The organism is Simplicispira piscis (assembly GCF_054783455.1).
Genome location: NZ_BAAGQN010000019.1, coordinates 31,773 through 48,456 on the forward strand (window position 1 = coordinate 31,773; position 16,684 = coordinate 48,456).

The 16,684-nt window shown below is 64.8% G+C and carries 17 protein-coding genes; 6 read left to right on the forward strand and 11 right to left on the reverse strand.

The features are described 5' to 3' along the window. Both ACYVOC_RS15015 and ACYVOC_RS15020 read right to left on the reverse strand, forming a co-directional pair. Window positions 1–579, reverse strand: a 579-nt coding sequence (locus ACYVOC_RS15015) for an ABC transporter substrate-binding protein (RefSeq protein ID WP_461162326.1), incomplete at its 3' end; no start/stop codon positions are given. Between the two features lie 180 nt (window positions 580–759). Then, entirely contained in the window at window positions 760–1,701 is a 942-nt protein-coding gene (locus tag ACYVOC_RS15020; RefSeq protein WP_461162327.1) for a M14 family zinc carboxypeptidase, read from the reverse strand. A 156-nt stretch (window positions 1,702–1,857) separates the two neighbouring features. Between ACYVOC_RS15020 and ACYVOC_RS15025 the strand changes: the two genes are divergently transcribed. Beyond that, on the forward strand, window positions 1,858–2,301 hold the full coding sequence (locus tag ACYVOC_RS15025) for a flavin reductase family protein (protein ID WP_116005577.1): 444 nt from the start codon (window positions 1,858–1,860) through the stop codon (window positions 2,299–2,301). A gap of 33 nt (window positions 2,302–2,334) precedes the next feature. Here ACYVOC_RS15025 and ACYVOC_RS15030 read toward each other — a convergent pair whose 3' ends face one another. The 4 genes from ACYVOC_RS15030 to ACYVOC_RS15045 all read right to left on the reverse strand — a co-directional run bounded on the left by ACYVOC_RS15030 (window position 2,335) and on the right by ACYVOC_RS15045 (window position 6,332). Continuing rightward, window positions 2,335–3,618 (reverse strand): TRAP transporter large permease, encoded by a 1,284-nt coding sequence (locus ACYVOC_RS15030; protein WP_116005576.1) that lies wholly within the window; start codon window positions 3,616–3,618, stop codon window positions 2,335–2,337. Continuing rightward, entirely contained in the window at window positions 3,615–4,142 is a 528-nt protein-coding gene (locus ACYVOC_RS15035) for a TRAP transporter small permease (RefSeq protein WP_116005575.1), read from the reverse strand. Before ACYVOC_RS15035 ends, ACYVOC_RS15030 begins: the two co-directional genes overlap by 4 nt. Window positions 4,143–4,203: 61 nt before the next feature. Further along, window positions 4,204–5,187: a TRAP transporter substrate-binding protein gene (locus ACYVOC_RS15040; protein ID WP_116005574.1), complete on the reverse strand. Its 984-nt coding sequence runs from the start codon at window positions 5,185–5,187 to the stop codon at window positions 4,204–4,206. Between the two features lie 113 nt (window positions 5,188–5,300). Further along, window positions 5,301–6,332, reverse strand: a complete 1,032-nt coding sequence (locus ACYVOC_RS15045; RefSeq protein ID WP_116005573.1) for a DctP family TRAP transporter solute-binding subunit — start codon at window positions 6,330–6,332, stop codon at window positions 5,301–5,303. 205 nt (window positions 6,333–6,537) lie between these two features. On the opposite strand from ACYVOC_RS15045, the gene ACYVOC_RS15050 reads away from it, so the two are divergent. The 4 genes from ACYVOC_RS15050 (at window position 6,538) to ACYVOC_RS15065 (ending at window position 10,378) form a co-directional block, all read left to right on the forward strand. Then, a complete protein-coding gene (locus ACYVOC_RS15050) occupies window positions 6,538–8,568 on the forward strand; it encodes a sensor histidine kinase (RefSeq protein WP_158550318.1) in 2,031 nt (676 codons plus the stop codon). Next, window positions 8,565–9,212 (forward strand): response regulator transcription factor, encoded by a 648-nt coding sequence (locus ACYVOC_RS15055; protein WP_116005571.1) that lies wholly within the window; start codon window positions 8,565–8,567, stop codon window positions 9,210–9,212. The genes ACYVOC_RS15050 and ACYVOC_RS15055 overlap by 4 nt, the downstream gene beginning before the upstream one ends. Window positions 9,213–9,324: 112 nt before the next feature. Beyond that, complete coding sequence (locus tag ACYVOC_RS15060) at window positions 9,325–9,780, forward strand: SH3 domain-containing protein (RefSeq protein ID WP_461162328.1); 456 nt, start codon at window positions 9,325–9,327, stop codon at window positions 9,778–9,780. 7 nt (window positions 9,781–9,787) lie between these two features. Next, on the forward strand, window positions 9,788–10,378 hold the full coding sequence (locus tag ACYVOC_RS15065) for an MOSC domain-containing protein (RefSeq protein WP_461162329.1): 591 nt from the start codon (window positions 9,788–9,790) through the stop codon (window positions 10,376–10,378). Window positions 10,379–10,472: 94 nt separating this feature from the next. On the opposite strand, the gene minE is transcribed toward ACYVOC_RS15065, so the two are convergent. The 3 genes from minE to minC form a co-directional block, all read right to left on the reverse strand. Then, the gene (gene minE, locus ACYVOC_RS15070; protein WP_116005568.1) at window positions 10,473–10,739 is read right to left on the reverse strand and encodes a cell division topological specificity factor MinE; all 267 of its coding nucleotides are present in this window, start codon (window positions 10,737–10,739) and stop codon (window positions 10,473–10,475) included. A 3-nt stretch (window positions 10,740–10,742) separates the two neighbouring features. Further along, a complete protein-coding gene (gene minD / locus ACYVOC_RS15075; protein ID WP_116005567.1) occupies window positions 10,743–11,558 on the reverse strand; it encodes a septum site-determining protein MinD in 816 nt (271 codons plus the stop codon). Between the two features lie 205 nt (window positions 11,559–11,763). Beyond that, the gene (minC, locus tag ACYVOC_RS15080; protein WP_461162330.1) at window positions 11,764–12,531 is read right to left on the reverse strand and encodes a septum site-determining protein MinC; all 768 of its coding nucleotides are present in this window, start codon (window positions 12,529–12,531) and stop codon (window positions 11,764–11,766) included. Between the two features lie 148 nt (window positions 12,532–12,679). Between minC and ACYVOC_RS15085 the strand changes: the two genes are divergently transcribed. Next, the gene (locus ACYVOC_RS15085; RefSeq protein WP_461162331.1) at window positions 12,680–13,603 is read left to right on the forward strand and encodes a DMT family transporter; all 924 of its coding nucleotides are present in this window, start codon (window positions 12,680–12,682) and stop codon (window positions 13,601–13,603) included. 86 nt (window positions 13,604–13,689) lie between these two features. Here the strand turns inward: ACYVOC_RS15085 and pssA are convergent, their stop codons facing one another. After that, window positions 13,690–14,322, reverse strand: coding sequence for a CDP-diacylglycerol--serine O-phosphatidyltransferase (pssA, locus tag ACYVOC_RS15090; protein WP_116005563.1), 633 nt, complete (start codon window positions 14,320–14,322; stop codon window positions 13,690–13,692). Window positions 14,323–14,402: 80 nt separating this feature from the next. Beyond that, window positions 14,403–16,619: an acetoacetate--CoA ligase gene (locus tag ACYVOC_RS15095; RefSeq protein WP_461162332.1), complete on the reverse strand. Its 2,217-nt coding sequence runs from the start codon at window positions 16,617–16,619 to the stop codon at window positions 14,403–14,405. Window positions 16,620–16,684 lie beyond the last annotated feature (65 nt).

Consider the following 16,684-nt stretch of genomic DNA (forward strand, 5'->3'; position numbering starts at 1 on the left):
CTGCAGCGCAGCCTCCACGTCCTTGAGCCCGGCTTCGCCATAGCCGGTGGTGTCGGCAAAAATCGCCACCTTAGTCCAGCCGCGCTTGACGATATCGTCCACAACGAATGGTGCCTGAATGCTGTCGCGTGCCGAGGTGCGGAAGATGTAGCTCTCGGGCGCCGGGAACTTGGCCGTGATCGGCGTGCCGGTGGCGCAGGGCACGATGAGCGGAATCTTGGCGTTCTGGAACACATCGAGGGATTTTTGCGCCACCCCCGTGTTGCAAAAGCCAATGGTGGCCACGACACCCTGTGCAGCCAACTCTTGCGAAGCGGTCAAACCCGTCTGTGGGTCGCCCCGGTCGTCCTTGATGACCAGTTGCAGGGGCCGCCCCACGTAGCCGCCTACGGCATTGATCTCCTCCACCGCCAATTCAATGCCTTGCAGCATGGGCTTGCCGAAGTCGGACGACGGGCCGGTGAACGGGCCAATCACTCCCACCCGTACGACGTTGCCTTCCTGGGCGTGCAACAACGGCGTTGCGACCAAAGTCAAGGCGCCAGCAGCGATGGCCAGCCATGCGGGTATCCGTCTCATGGGGAGTGCTCCTTCCAGGAAAGGGCGCAGCATAGCCCCTGCCGCAAGGGCCACGGCCCCACACTTTCCCTGCCGCAGGGCGTGCCGTCAGTCGTTCGTCAGGCCTGTGGTGGGCCGGGAGGGCGGGCCATACGGTTGCGGAGCGCCCCATAAACTACATTTTTCATAGCTGCTAGCGCTTTATTCATAAGCGCCAGAGGCATTTTTTCCATTATTTTTTACCGCTTCCGGCAGCCCGGCGTTCAACAGCCGGGTGTCCATCCAGCGCAGCAGATCGCGCCACATGGAGCGCACCTCGGCGTCACGCGGCATGCGCAGCGCATGGTCGAGCTCGATGGTGACGACGGGCATGCCCTGCTGCACGCCGCCGTAATGCCCTAGTGATCCGGGGAAGACACCCACCCGGTCCAGGCGCAAGTGCCCCAGACGCAAGGGCGGCTCGTGCGGGCCGTCAAAATCGAGCACGCCATAGGGGGCATGGATGCTGACGACCAATTGCGGGCGGAACTGGGCCATCTGCTCGTGCAGGAAACGCGACTCCGGCTCGGACAGCGGCGCAGGCCCCGGCCAGCGCCGTGGGTCTTTGCGGGTGCGTTTTTCCCAGTAGTGCGGGGCATCGCGCTCCCAGCCCGGGGTGTTGAAGTTGCGGTTCAGGTCCACACCCCGGGCATTCACGCGGGTGGGGCGGCGCGCCAGCAGGCCGTCGGGGTTGAGCACCGGGATGAAGCGCCAGTGCACGGGCTGTGGCGCCTTCTCGGCAAGTCCAATCCAGTGCAGCGCCAGCGAGGCCGAGGTCAGTTCATCCCCATGCATGGCCCCCACCACCAACACCCGCAAGGGCGTAACGGTAGCGCCCGGCATGGCGCCTTGCGGCAACACATCGCGCCAGTACAGCGGCCGCCCTTGCCGCGATACGCTGCCACTGGGCACCAGTCGCGCGTCCTGGCACAGGGCGCGCGCCACGCCGGGCAGGCGCGCCAAGAACAGGTCACAGGCACCCGGCTGCGCGCTGGCCTGCAAGGGAGGACGGTGCCACTCAGAAGCGCTGGGGTGTGACAGAGGCGTGAACGCCGCGGCAACGCACAGCAGCGCCTTCAGAACAGAAATCAGGGGTGTGGGCATGGGAACGGTCGCTGGAGCAGCGCGCATCTCCCCGCAGCAGCAGGGTTTGGGCACCGGGGCGATAATAGCCCGCCCCATTCTTCCCTTCACGTGCACCGTTCTTCCCAGCCTCTCCCCCCCAGTTTTTCCGCACGCGAGTTCCGCGATGCCCTGGGAATGTTTGCCACAGGTGTGACCATCGTGACGGCCCGCAGCGCTGCGGGCGACCTGGTGGGCCTGACGGCAAGTTCGTTCAACTCGGTCTCTCTCACGCCACCGCTGGTGCTGTGGAGCCTGTCGCGCAGCGCAGCCTCCATGGGGGTGTTGGCCACCGGCTCGCACTACGCCATCAATGTGCTGGCCGCCGATCAGAAGGAACTGGCCGAACGTTTTGCCCAACGGGGGGTCGACCGGTGGGCCGGTGTCAAGCACCGGCCGGGGGTGAACCATGCGCCGCTGTTGGAGGGCGCCGTGGCAACGTTCGAGTGCTTCAACCGCAGCCGCTACGACGAAGGCGACCATGTGATCTTTGTCGGTGAGGTCGAGCGCTGCAGCCACCACGTGGGCGCCGCGCCGCTGCTTTACCACGGCGGGCGCTTTTATACGGAGCATCCGCTCTGACCCAAAAAAAACGGGGCCAAGGCCCCGTTGGGTTTACTGGCCCATGACCAGGTCAGGCAAGAACAAGCTGATCTGCGGGATGTAGGTCACCATCACCAGGAACACCAGCAGCACCGTCAGCCACGGCAAGGCGGCTCGCGTCACCTGCACCAGGTTCATGCCCGTCACTCCACTGGTGACGAACAGGTTGAGTCCCACCGGAGGCGTCACCATGCCGATCTCCATGTTCACCACCATGATGATGCCCAGGTGGATGGGATCGATGCCCAGCTGCGTGGCGATCGGGAAGAAAATGGGCGCCAGGATCAGGATGATGCCGGTGGGCTCCATGAAGTTGCCGGCAATCAGCAGAATCACGTTCACCACCGCCAGAAACATCCAGGGCTCCATGCCCACGGCCATGATGTGCTCGGCAATGGTCTGCGGGATACGCTCGGTGGTCAGCACGTGGGCAAACAACAAGGCGTTGGCCACGATGAACATCAGCATCACCGTGGTGCGGCCCGCTTCCAGGAAGACGTGCGGCAGATCCTTGACCTTCAGGTCGCGGTAGATGAACACCGCCACGAAAAGCGCATACACCGCTGACACAGCGGCAGCCTCGGTGGGCGTGAACACACCACCGTAGATACCGCCCATGATGATGACCAACAGCGCCAGGCCCCACATCGACTCGCGCAGCGCACGCAGCACCTCGCCCACGCTGGCCTTGGGAGGCGGCGTGACCTTGAGCTTGCCCGCGCGCCACCAGACGGCAAACATCAGCATGAAGCCCAGCACCAGGCCGGGAATGACGCCCGCCATGAACATGCGGCCCACCGACACCTCGGTCACAGCGGCATACACCACCATCACGATGGACGGCGGAATCAGGATACCCAGCGTGCCGGCGTTGCAGATGACACCCGCGCCGAACTCCATGGGGTAGCCGTTTTTCACCATGCCGGCAATCACGATCGAACCAATGGCCACCACGGTGGCCGGACTGGAGCCCGACACGGCCGCAAACAGCATGCAGGCGAGCACCGAAGCAATGGCCAGACCGCCGCGCAAATGCCCCACCGCAGCGATGGCGAAATTCACCATGCGCTTGGCCACGCCACCAGTGGACATCAGCACCCCGGCGAGTACGAAGAAGGGGATCGACATCAGCGTGTAGTGCTCGCTGGTCTCGAACATCTTGATCGTCAGGCTGGCCAGCGAATCCTGCGAGAAGAAAACAATGGTGATGATGCTGGAGAGCCCCAGGCTGATGGCGATGGGCATGCCAATCGCCATGCAGAAAAAGAGCAGCGCAAAAAGTACGAGCGTGTTCATTCGTTGTCCTCCGTGGCCTTGAGGCCCATGGCTTCTGCGGCTTCGTCGGCCAGGCGCAAAGAATCGGCGCGGCCGGTGATCAGGTCATAGAAGATTTGCAAAAAACGAAACCCGGTCAAGGCCATGCCCAAAGGCATCACCGCCAATATCTGCCAACGCTCGATGGACATGTCTTCCAGTTCGATGCCCACGTCCTTCATCTTGAGCACGTACTCCATCGAGCCCACCAGCACAAAGCCCACATACACCAGGCTCAGCACCACCGCGAGCACGCCAAAAAACTTGCGCTTGGCCGGCGAGAGCAGCTTGACCAGCGCGTCCACCCCGATGTGCGAACCCACGCGCACCCCGTAGGAGACGCCCACAAAGATCATGATGGCGAAAAACACTGTGGTCAGTTCCAGCGCCCAGGTGAATCCGCTGTTGAACACATAGCGCATCACCACCTGCAGGAACGTCAGGCCCGTCATGGCCAGCAGCATGAGGGAGATGATCCACTCTTCAAGGCTATTGAGGATTTTCATCAGAATTGCTCCAAAAAAAGCCCCGGTCGTGCCGGGGCCATGGGCTCAGGTGTGCTCCGGCTTACTGGTTGGCGCGCAATGCCGCGTCAATCAGGTTCTTGCCGATTTCGCCTTCAAACTTCTTCCATACGGGCTTCATGGCGGCGCGCCATGCTGCTTTTTGCTCCTTGGTCATGGGCACAACCTCGGCCTTCTTGTCGGCAATCACCTTGTCGCGGAACGACAGGGCTTCCTGGAAGGCGGCCTTGTTGCCATAGGCAATGGATTCATCCATCGCAGCCTTCAAGCCCTTTTGCACATCGGGTGGCAGACCAGCCCACCACTTGGCGTTGGTGATGACCATGTAGTCGAGCACGCCGTGGTCGGTGTCCATGATGTACTTTTGCACTTCGTGGAACTTCTTGCTGTAGGTGTTGGACCAGGGGTTCTCGGTGCCATCGACCACACCCGTTTGCAGGGCCTGGTACACCTCGGAGAACGAAATCTTCTGCGGGTTGGCACCCACGGCTTTGAACTGCGCTTCGAGCACGTCAGACGCCTGGATGCGGAACTTCAGGCCCTTGGCATCTTCGGGTTTGAGCAGCTTGGTGTTGGCCGAAAGCTGCTTCATGCCGTTGTGCAGGTAACCAAAGCCCATGATGCCCTTCTTGGACATGGACGAGAGCATGCTCTGGCCCTCGGGGCTGGCCTGGAAGCGGTCCACGGCCTGGATGTCATCGAACAGGAAAGGCAGGTCAAAAATCTGTACCTGCTTGGTGTATTTGCCGAACTTGGCCAGCGATGGCGCAATGATCTGCACGTCGCCCAGCAGCAGGGCTTCCATTTCCTTGCCGTCGCCAAACAGCTGGCTGTTGGGGAACACCTGTACCTCGACCTTACCGGGAAGCGCCTTCTCCGCCAGTTCCTTGAACTTGAGCGCAGCCTTGCCCTTGGGCGTCACATCGGCTACCACGTGGCTGTACTTGATGACGATGGGGGCGGCCTGCGCGCCCAGACCAAAGGCCAGCAGCGTGCTGGCGGCCAGAAGCTTCAAAGTGAATTTCATGGGTGTCTCCAAAGTTGAAAGGGCCCAGAACGGGACTGGCTGAACGATACAAATACTCACCGGCCGAGGCAACTGTGGGCTTCAACAGTTCAGACATCAGGGAATACCCTGAATCAACCGCCATCGATGGCCTTGCGTGCATCGTCCAGCCATGCCGCGCCGATGCGCCGCGCCAGCCCCACATGCACCGGCTCTACGGCCTTGCGCATCAGGGCCATTTGCGCCGATGTGGGCACATGGATGCGCGTGCCCCCCGCCTCGCGCAGGGCGGACAGGGCCTTGTCGTTCTGGGTGTCCGCAATCTGGTTGCCAAAGTGCAGTGCCTCGCGCAGCGCCTCACTGACCAAGGTGCGGTCGGGCACGGACATGGACTCCCAGAAACGCTGGTTGGCGACGAAGGCGTAGCCCAGGTAGGCGTGCTGCGTCAGGCTCAGGTCGGTCTGCACCTCGTGCATGGACTGGGTCCAGAAATTGGAGATCGGGTTTTCCGTGCCATCGACCACGCCCGCAGCCAGGGCCCGGCGCGTTTCGCTGAAGGCCAGCGTGACCGGCCGTGCGCCCAGGGCGCGCATTTGCGCCGCAATCACGCGCGAGGCCTGGATGCGCATGCGCAGGCCCACAAAATGGGCTGGCTCCAGCAAGGGACGGTTGGCACTCATGTGCTTGAACCCGTTGTCCATGAAGCCCAGCCCCACCAGCCGCTGGCGCGCCAGCCGGTCGAGCATGCGCTGCCCCAGGGCGCCCTGGGTAATGCGCCGCACATTGGCCAGATCCGGAAAAAGGTAGGGCAGGTCAAACAGCTCGAACTCAGGGAAGCCGATGCGCCCGAACTTGGACAGCGAAGGCGCCAGCATCTCCACGGCGCCCAGTTGCAGGGCCTGCATTTCGTCATGGTCACCATACAGGCGCGCATCGGGATAGACCACCACCGCGATGCGCCCGCCCGAGCGTTCCTCCACCAGTGCCTGGAACCGATTCGCCGCCAGGCCCTTGGGCGTTTCCTCGGCGACCACGTGCGAGAGCCGGATCGTCAGCCCCGCAGGCGCGGCACGTGCCAGCCCGGCAGCCGAGCCCGCCGCAGCCGCCAGCCCGTGCAGCATGCTGCGGCGTTTGAAGCCTGGAGCCTGTGTGTCGATCGTTCCCATGGTCGCTATGCTACGGCTAGGAGGCCGTCGGACTTGGAGCGTCGATAGCGAAAATTGGCCCCAGCGAGGACAGTTTTTGCCGGATTTGCAGCCCCATAGCCCGGCTATGGGGCAAAAAGACGGTGAAAAATGGACCGCTGAGGTCAATTTGCAGCCGACGATTTCCAAGTCCGACAGCCTCCTAACGCGCGCCAACCCTAATCCGATGCAACCCTTGCCCGATCCACAACCCCTGGACTTTGCCCTGCTGCAGCAGACGCTGCCCGGCCAGGCCCCACGCAACCGCCGTGCGCTTTGGTGGATGCTGGGCTTTTTGCTGCTGGTGGTGGCATCGGTGGTGGCTTTGGTGCTGTACCTCAATGCCTTCGAGAACGAGGAAGAAGAACGGCGGCGCGTGGCCGATGGCCAGTGGCTGGAGCAAAGCGTGCGCTTTCATTTCAACCGCCTCGAAGAAGACTTGCTGGTGCTGGCGCGCCAGGCCGTGATACCCCTTCCCCGCGCCCCGCACGTGCAGCCCACCATGCAGGGCGGACTGCTGTGGAATGCGCCGGGCGCCATCCTCTGGCACGGCTGGCAGGCTGCAGGGCCCGAAGGCCTGCCCGCCCGCTGGCGCGCCGAAAGCCAGGCCCACCCGGCCAATGCCGAGGCACTGTCGAGCATGCTCGACATTGCCGCAGGCCTGCGCCGGTCCGCCTACGCCGGGCCCATGCGCCAGGCCGATGGTACGCAGACCGACACCGTCTGGCTGACCGTGCCATTTTTTGAGCGTGGCCTTTTTGTGGGCAACTATGTGGCCGCACTGGCCATGGATGCCTGCGTGCAAGGGCTGGTGCCCCCCTGGTTCCACCAGAGCCACCGCGTGCGGCTGGTGACGGATGGCGCCGACGCCTCCGCCGCCGAACCGGATGGCCCCAGCACCTACCTGGCGCCGATGAACCTGCCGGGCACCGACCTTTTTGTGGAAGTAGCCCCGCTGGACACCCAGCCCGCGACGGTGCCGCGTATTTTTTTGCTGGTGGCGCTGCTGTTTTTGCTGGGCATGCTGGTCAGCCTGCTCGCCCTGCGGCGCGACATTGGCAAGCGCCAGCATGTGCAGGCGCTGTTGCAGGCGCAGGTGGTACTGCGCACGGCCATGGAAAACTCCGTCACCATTGGCCTGCGTGCCTGGGCGCGCAATGGCAAGGTGCTGTATGTGAACGAGGCGTTTTGCCGCATGGTGGGCTATAGCGCCACTGAGTTGGTGGGCCAGTCAGCGCCCATGCCCTACTGGCCCGCACACCAGGCCGGAGAGCTGGGCGTGCTGCACCGCGATGTGATCGCCCAGGGCACCCGTGACGAAGGCCTGGAGGTGCAGTTCCAGCACCGGGACGGCCATCTGGTGGATGTGCTGATCCACGAATCGCCGCTGACCACCGCACGGGGCGAACAGGTCGGCTGGATGAGTTCGGTGCTCGACATCAGCGAGCGCAAGCGCGCCCAGCGGCTGGCCGCGCTGCAACAGGCAAAGCTGGAGGCCTCAGGCCGCCTGGTCGCCATCGGCGAGGTGGCTTCGACCCTGGCGCACGAGCTCAACCAGCCCCTGGGCGCACTGAGCAGCTTTGCCAACGGCCTGCTCAACCGGTTGCGCGACCGCAGCATTGCCCTGGACGATGTGGCGCCCGTGGTGGCCCGCATGGCCCGCCTCTCGGACAAGGCCGGGGGCATCATCCAGCGCGTGAATGCCTTTGCACGCCAGCGCGAGCTGTCGTACCAGCGCTTTGATCTGACCGGTTTTGTACGCCGCTGCGTGGCCACGCAGACGCCCCCGCCCAGTGTGGCCCTGCAGGCGCTGTCCCCCCGGGGCGCGGTGTGGGTGCAGGCCGACGGCCTGTTGCTGGAGCATGTGGTGACCAACCTGGTTGCCAACGCCCTGGGCTGGGCTGCCCGGGGAGCCCACCAGCCCGGACAGGTGCGCGTCTGGGTGCAGGCGGCCACCGAACCCCGCATGGCGCAGTTGTGTGTGGCCGACAGCGGCCCCGGCGTGAGCGAGGAAGACCACGAGCACATCTTCAATGCTTTTTTCAGCACCCAGGACGGCGGCATGGGCATGGGCCTGGCCATTTGCCGCTCCATCGTCGAGGCGCACCATGGCCGTATCGAGGTGGCGCGTGACGCCGACCTGGGCGGCGCCCGCTTTACCGTCTGGCTGCCGCTGGACGGCGCACCCACCAGCCCCTCATTGCAGGAGACCCCATGAACCGCGTTGCCATCCACATCGTTGACGACGACCCGGACGTGCGCGACGGCCTGGCCTGGCTGTTCGACTCGCGCGGCTACCGCACGGCCGCCTGGGACGGCGGCCCCGCCTTCCTCAAGGCCGCCGCGGTGCGCCAGGACGACTGGGGGCATGCCGTGGTGTTGATGGACATCCGCATGGAGCCGCTCTCGGGCTTGAACACGTTTGAAAAGCTCACGCAGCTGGGCTGTCCGTGGCCGGTGCTGTTTCTCACCGGGCATGGCGACGTGGGTATGGCGGTGGCCGCCGTGAAGAACGGCGCCTGGGATTTTCTCGAAAAACCCTTTCAGGACAACCTGCTGGTCGACCGCGTGGAACAGGCCCTGGCCGCCGCCAGCGCGCAGCAGCAGGCCCAGGGCGAAGCGCAGCGCCTGCGCGGCGCCCTGGTCAGCCTGAGCCAGCGCGAGCGCGAGGTGCTCGACGAGCTGCTGTGCGGCCACTACAACAAGACCATCGCCGACCATCTGGGCATCACCCAGCGCACGGTGGAGTTCCACCGCGCCAACATCTTCGCCAAGCTGGGCGTGCATTCGGCCATTGAACTGGCACACCAACTGGGCCGCCTGCAGGCAGTGCCCGCACCCGGCGGCACGGACAGCCCGTAAAAACCATGTGCTGGACTGCGGGAAACAGGCCCTTTTTGACATTCCAGCCCAGGCTGGAACAATCCGGAAGCTCCTACACCCCGGGCCACGCCCGTTTTTGAACTGGAGCCTCATGTCTCGCTTACACCACCTTCCCCGTTTTTTGATCTCCCTGGCGCTTTGTTTGACCGCCGCCACCGGCGCGCAGGCGCGCGAAATGGTGAGCGTAGAGCGGGCCGAGGTGAATCTGCGTGCCGATGCGGGCACCCAGCACGAAGCGCTGTGGGTGCTGTCCAAGGGCTACCCGCTGGAGGTCACCCGCCGCAAAGGGCAGTGGTTGCAGGTGCGCGATTTCGAAAACGACACCGGCTGGATTTTTCGCCCACTGGTCGGCAAGAAGGCCCACCACATCGTCAAAAGCAAGGTCGTCAACCTGCGCCGCAGCCCGAGCACCCGCTCGCCCATCGTTGGCAAGGCCACCCGGGGCGAAGTGCTGCGCACCCTGGAGCGGCGCAGCGATTGGGTGAAGGTGCAGCAAGACGGCGGCCCGCGCGGCTGGGTGGCGCGCCGCCTGTTGTGGGGCTGGTAAACCGCCCATGGCAACACCTGGTCTGCGGCTGCTCAGCGTGAACGTGGGTGGCTGCCAGCGTTTGCGTGCGGGCGAGCGCAGCGTGCTCTCGGCCATTGGCAAGCACGCCGTGGCAGGCGCGGTGCGTGTGGGCCGCCTCGGGCTCGATGGCGACGAGCAGGCCGACCTGAGCGTGCACGGCGGCCTGGACAAGGCCGTCTACGCCTATCCTGCCGCGCACTATGCTTTCTGGCAGGCGCAGCGCCGCGAGCGCAGTGTCAGCCTGTTTGACGAAGACCTGCCTTGGGGCTTTATGGGCGAGAACCTCACGGTCGAAGGCCTGCTGGAGCACGAGGTGTATGTGGGCGACCGGCTGCACTTTCCCAACTGTGTGCTGCGCATCACCGCGCCCCGTGAACCTTGCTACAAGTTCAATGTGGTGATGGGCTTTGCCCAGGCGGGCCGCACCATGGCACAAACGGGAAACTGTGGCTACTACCTGGCGGCCGAGCAGCCGGGAACCCTGGCCGCCGGGCAAAGTGGCTGGCTGCAACCGGGCCAGCGGAGCTTGAGCATTGCGCAGGCGCTGGCCGGCAAGTGGGCCAAACACGCGCGCTGAGGCGCCGCTGCAGCGTCTTCTATATAAAATTGATAGCTGCTAGCGCTTACCCCATAAGCGCCAGAGGCCAATTTGACCTCTGTTTTCAAAAATATCAGCGCGCCGCCTCGGGCAGCTCGATCTTCACTTCGAGCACTTCAAGGTTGTCCTGGCGCTCCAGGCTCACCTTGAGGTCGTCGGGGTTGATTTTGACGTACTTGCTGATCACCGCCACCAGCTCGCGCTGCAGCGCCGGCAGGTAGTCGGGCTCGGCAGCATTGCGGCCGCTGCGCTCGTGCGCCAGGATGATCTGCAGACGTTCCTTGGCAACGCTGGCTGTTTTTTTCTTTTCGCCCAGCAGGAAGGAGAGGAAAGACGCCATGGCTTATTTGCTCCCGAACAGGCGTTTGAAGAAGCCGGGCTTTTCGGCATCGATAAAGCGCAGGGGCTTGTCTTCGCCCAGGAAGCGGTCGATCACATCCTTGTAGGCTTCGGAGACGTCCGTGCCCTGCAGATGGATGGCGGGCAGGCCCTGGTTGGAAGCCTGCAGCACCACCTCGGATTCGGGGATGACGCCGATGAGCTTGATGCGCAGGATGTCCTGGATGTCCTCCAGGCTCAGCATTTGTCCCTCCTGCACGCGGCCGGGGTTGTAGCGGGTGATCAGCAGGTGCTCCTTGATAGGCTCGCTCCCCTCGATGGCGCGCATGGTCTTGCTGCCCAGCATGCCCAGGATACGGTCCGAGTCACGCACCGAGGACACCTCGGGGTTGGTCACCAGCAGCGCCTCATCGGCAAAGTGCATGGCCATGAGCGCGCCGCTCTCGATGCCGGCGGGCGAGTCGCAAACGATGTACTCAAAGTCCATCGCGGCCAGGTCCTTGAGCACCTTGCCCACGCCCTCGATCGTGAGAGCGTCCTTGTCGCGCGTCTGGCTGGCGGCCAGCACGAACAGGTTGTCGCAGTTCTTGTCCTTGATCAGCGCCTGGTTCAGGTTGGCTTCGCCCTGGATGACGTTGATGAGGTCATACACCACGCGGCGTTCACACCCCATGATGAGGTCGAGGTTGCGCAGACCGACGTCAAAGTCGATCACGGCGGTCTTGTGGCCGCGCAGGGCGAGGCCGGAAGCAAAAGCGGCGCTGGTGGTGGTCTTGCCCACGCCACCCTTGCCGGAGGTCACGACGACGATTTTTGCCATGTGTAGAGGTCTCTCGAGGGGTTGCTGTTGGATGAAATATCAGTGATCAGGGTGCGCATGCAGCGCAATGACGCTCGGCATGGCCGCGGTCCATGCCAGGGCAGCCGCGCAAGGGCCGCCCCGCCGCGCTGGCTGCGTCCCCCTGCCCGCAGCGCGTAGCGCTGCGAGAGCGGGGGGAAGGAGCGAAGCGACATAGGGGGGTGTCTCACTGGAGCGCTTCGATGAGGAGCTTCTCGCCGTCGAGCCGCACCTGGGCCGGCTTGCCGCGCACGTCGGCGGGCAACTCAGTCTCGGTAGTGCGGTAGATGCCCGCGATGGAGACGAGCTGCGGCTCCAGGCAGGTCGAAAAAATACGGGCTTCGGTGTTGCCGCGTGCACCGGCGATGGCACGGCCGCGCAGCGGAGCATAGACATGGATGTTGCCATCGGCGATCACCTCGGCGCCAAAGCTCACCATGGCCAGCACCACCAGATCGGCGCCGCGCGCATAGACCTGCTGGCCCGAGCGCAGGGGCTTGTCCACCACCACAGTGCCGGGGCCGGGCATGGGCACTTCGCGCACCACTTCCACCTCAACCTCGCGAATGACCTCGCGCACCACTTCCTGTACTGGGGCGGCAGGGGCCTCAGCGCGGGCGGGCGGTGCATCGGGCGCTGCGGTCAGGCCTGCGGCGCGGGCGGCGTCCATCTGGGCAGGGTTGCCGCCGCGCACGGCCACGGGCAGGGTGCTGTGGCGGCGCAGCGCGGACACGATGCAGGCAAAGTCGATGGTGGCGTCGGCCTCGCGCACCGGAGCCAGGTCGATCAGCACCGGGTCATTGTCAAAAAAACCCGGGGCATCGGCCACGCGCTCGGCCAGATCGGCCGCGAACTGCGCGGCGTCGGTCGTCTTGAGCACCACAGCCACCACGGGCAGCGAAGCGCTTTTAAGATCGAAACTGGTGCGGGCGTGGCCCGCCGTGTCAACGGCCATGGAAGAGGGTGAGTACGAAAAAGAGGGCGCCAGAAACAAAGGCGCCCGAATGCCGCGAAGTGTACCGTGACACCCACACCCATCCTGTAGCAAGCGGTTGCAGCCCGGCGCCGCCTGCACTGCTTGCAAGGCGCTCTGATAATGCGCCATGCCGCAGACCCGCAAAAACCATCTCGACACCCTCGCCATTTCTCTCCTGTTGGCCTGCTGCATGCTGTGGGGCTTTCAGCAAGTACTGGTGAAAGCCACCGTCACCGAGGTGGCGCCTGTGTTCCAGGCCTTTGTGCGCTTTGCCCTGGCCACGATGGCCGTGGCGGCGTGGTGTCTTTGGCGCGGCGTGCCGCTGGGCAGCGCGGGCGAGCCCGTGGGGGCCGTGCGCGGCGGCCTGCTAGCGGGGGCGCTGTTCGCGGCCGAATTTGCCTGCATCTACATCGGCCTGCAGTACACCACGGCATCGCGGCTGACGGTGTTCCTGTACTGCGCACCGTTCTGGATGGCGATCCTGCTGCCGCGCTTCATTCCCGGCGAGGACCTGCGCGGCTGGCAGTGGGTGGGCCTGGCGGGCGCCTTCGTCGGCGTGGGCCTGGCCATGGGCGACGGCCTGCTGGGCCCCGCAAATGCCGCCCTGCCCCGCGCCTGGGTGGGCGACCTGCTGGGCCTGCTGGGCGGCTTGCTGTGGGCGCTGACCACGGTGGTCATCCGCAGCACGCCGCTGGGCCATGTGGCACCGGCCAAGCAACTGTTCTACCAAGTGGCGGTGAGCACGGCGGTGCTGCCCCTGCTGTCGCTGGCGCTGGGCGAGCGCTGGGACTTTCATTTCAGCGCCTTCGCCACCATGTCGCTGCTGGTGCAGGCCTTGCTGGGCGCCTTTGCGAGCTACCTGGCGTGGATGTGGATGCTGGCGCACTACCCAGCTACCAAGATTTCGGTGTTTGTGTTCCTGACCCCCGTGTTTGCGCTGATGTTCGGCGCCTGGTGGCTGGGTGAGCCTGTCACCCCCGGATTGCTGGCCGCGCTGACCCTGGTGGCGGCGGGAATCGTGCTGGTGAACCGGCGGCCTGCAGCAGCGTGATTTTGAATGAAATATGCCTCTAACGCTTGCCCATCAAGCGCTAGCAGCTATTATTTTTAAAACCCCAAGAACCGACGGTGAAAGCTTCAGAGCTTGGGAATACGGATCCGGCTGATCATCAGCGACCCCGACACCGCAAACAGCAGCACCAGAGGATGGAGCGTGAAACCGCCAATCATCACCTTGCCAAACCACAGGTTCTCGCGCACGGCACCCATGTAGGCGGCCAGCGCCAGCAGCCCCACCAGCACGATGGACGTGGGGATGGGGGTGCCCTCAAAGTAGCGCACCTTGCCGTCTTCGCCCGACAGCGTTTCGGCCGTGACGTTGTAGCGCGCCAGGCGCGATACGCCACAGGCCACGAAGTAGGCCAGAACGATGCGGTCATACAGCCCCTGCATGCCGCAGCCATAGGCAATGATGGCGGGCGCCACGCCAAACGAGATCACGTCGGCCAGGGAATCGAGCTCGCGCCCCATGGCCGAGCTTTTCTGCCGCCAGCGCGCGATGCGCCCGTCAAACACATCGAAAACCAGCGCCGCCAGCACCAGGCCGCAGGCAAAGTAGATATGCAGCACATCGTGCGTTTCCAGATAGCTCATGCTGGAAAACAGTGCGCCCACACCACAGACGGCATTGCCCAGCGTGAACCAGTCGGCCAGGTGGAACTCGCGGATCATGGAAAAGCGTTTGGGGCGCGGTGCGCTGGAATCGGTCATGGGCAGCTTTGCGGCGGGTAAGGGTGGCCCATTATGAAAGCGCTCTGCGCGCGCGCTGTGTAGGCCGACACCGTCGCGGCTCAGCGCCGCGCCGCGTGGTCTGCCGCAAACGCCACATACCAGTCCAGGCAGCCTGGGTTGGCCATGGCGTCCTTGTTGACCACCTTTTCGATGGGCTGGCCCAGCAGCAGCTTTTTGATGGGCAGTTCCTGCTTTTTGCCACTCAGGGTGCGGGGCACCTCGGCCACGGCAAAGATATCGTCGGGCACAAAGCGCGGGCTGAGCGCCGTGCGAATGGCGCCGTTGATGCGCGCGCGCAGGGCGTCGTCCAGCGTGTGGCCCGGGCGCAGCACCACGAACAGGGGCATATAGCTCTCGCGGCCCAGGTATTCGAGGTCCACCACCAGGCTGTCGAGCACCTCGGGCAGGGCCTCGACGGCGCTGTAGAGCTCGCTGGTGCCCATGCGCAGGCCGTGGCGGTTGATGGTGGCGTCCGATCGGCCGAAGATCACGCAGCCACCGTCCGCGTCGGCGCCAATCTGGATCCAGTCACCATGGCGCCAGACGGCCCCCATCGCTGCCGGGCCGTCGCCCCCACCGGGCTGGCGGCCATGGCCTGCCGGGAACATGTCGAAGTAGCTGGAAAGGTAGCGCTCGCCCCGGGGGTCATTCCACAAATAGAGCGGCATGGACGGGATGGGCTGCGCGCACACCAGTTCGCCCACCGCATCGAGCACCGGGCGGCCCTGTGCGTCCCAGGCCTCGACGGCGGCGCCCAGCATGCGGCACTGCATCTTGCCGGGGGTTTGCGGCAGCTCGCGGTTGCCGCCAATGAAGGCACCGGCAAAGTCTGTACCACCCGAGATGTTGCACCACCAGATGTCGCCCCCACGCTCTCCCACTGCGTGTGGATCGCTGCCCCCCAAGGGGGCCTTCGCACCTTGGGGCGGCCCGGCGGTGCTCATGTCGCCCCCACGCTCTCCCAATGCGTGTGGATCGCTGCCCCCCGAGGGGGCCGCGCCTTGCTTGGGGCGGCCCGGCGCGGCGGCCCAGGCCTGCGCCATGAAGCGCGTTCCCCACTGCTGCACCTCGGCAGACAGCGGCGAGCCCGTGGAGCCGAGCACGCGGATGTGCGAGAGGTCGCCGCAGTCCTGCGGGGTGATACCTGCCTTCATGCAGGCGGCATAGAAGGCCGCCCCCGCGCCAAAGAAGGTCACACCGGTCTCCGACGCAAAACGCCAGAGCGTGGCCCAGTCCGGGCGTTCTTTGCTGCCGCCGGGGTTGCCGTCAAAAATGACGCAGGTGGTACCGGCCAGCAAGCCGCCCACCTGGGCGTTCCACATCACCCAGCCGGTGGAGCTGTACCAGTGGTAGCGCTCGCCCAGGCTGTTGGGCGCATAGCTGCAGCCCAGGTCGTTGTGCAGGGCGCCCAACTGCATTTGCACCAGCACCATGCCGCCGTGCCCGTGCACGATGGGCTTGGGCAGGCCGGTGGTGCCGCTGGAATAGACAATCCACAGTGGGTGGTCGAACGGCAGCCACAGGGGCTCAAACGCCTCAACTTTAGGGTCAAAATTGCCTGTAGCGCTTTTCCAGCTTGCGCAACCAGCTATTGAAATAGTAGCATCCAGATTCCCCAGTAGCAGCGTATGCCGCAGACTGGGCAAGGCCGCACGCAGTTCGTCCAGCACGGGCAATCGGTCGTGGTCGCGGCCGCCATAGGTCACGCCATCGACGGCAATCAATACCGTGGGCTCAATCTGCCGGAAACGGTCGAGCACGGCGTGCGTGCCCATGTCGGGCGCGCAGATGCTCCACACACCGCCGATGCTGACCGTGGCCAGAAACGCCACCATGGCCTCGGGCACATTGGGCAGGTAGGCGGCCACGCGGTCGCCCGGCTGCACGCCCTGGGCCTGCAGGTGCAGTGCCAGCGATGCGACCTGGCGGCGCAGTTCGGGCCAGGTCATCTCGCGGTGCGCGCGCTTTTCGTTGCTGCTGACGATGGCCGGCACACCCGCGGCGTGCGCCGCATCCACATGGCGCAGCACCTGGCGCGCATAGTTGACCTGGGCACCGGGAAACCACTGCGCTCCGGGCATGGTGTTGCGCGCCAGCACCGCGCTGTGCGGCGTGGGCGACTGGATGTCAAAGTAGTCCCACACGCTCTGCCAGAAGGCATCGAGGTCGGTGATGGACCAGCGCCAGAAGGCGTCGTAGTCGTCGAAGGACAGGCCACGCTGCTCGTGCAGCCAGTTCTGAAAGAGACGGATTTGGGGAAGATAGGGCGCTTGCATACGGTGGGCAGGGTAGCGCGTACGCGCCCGGGGCGGCACAGGGTTTGTACGGTTGTACAAACAAT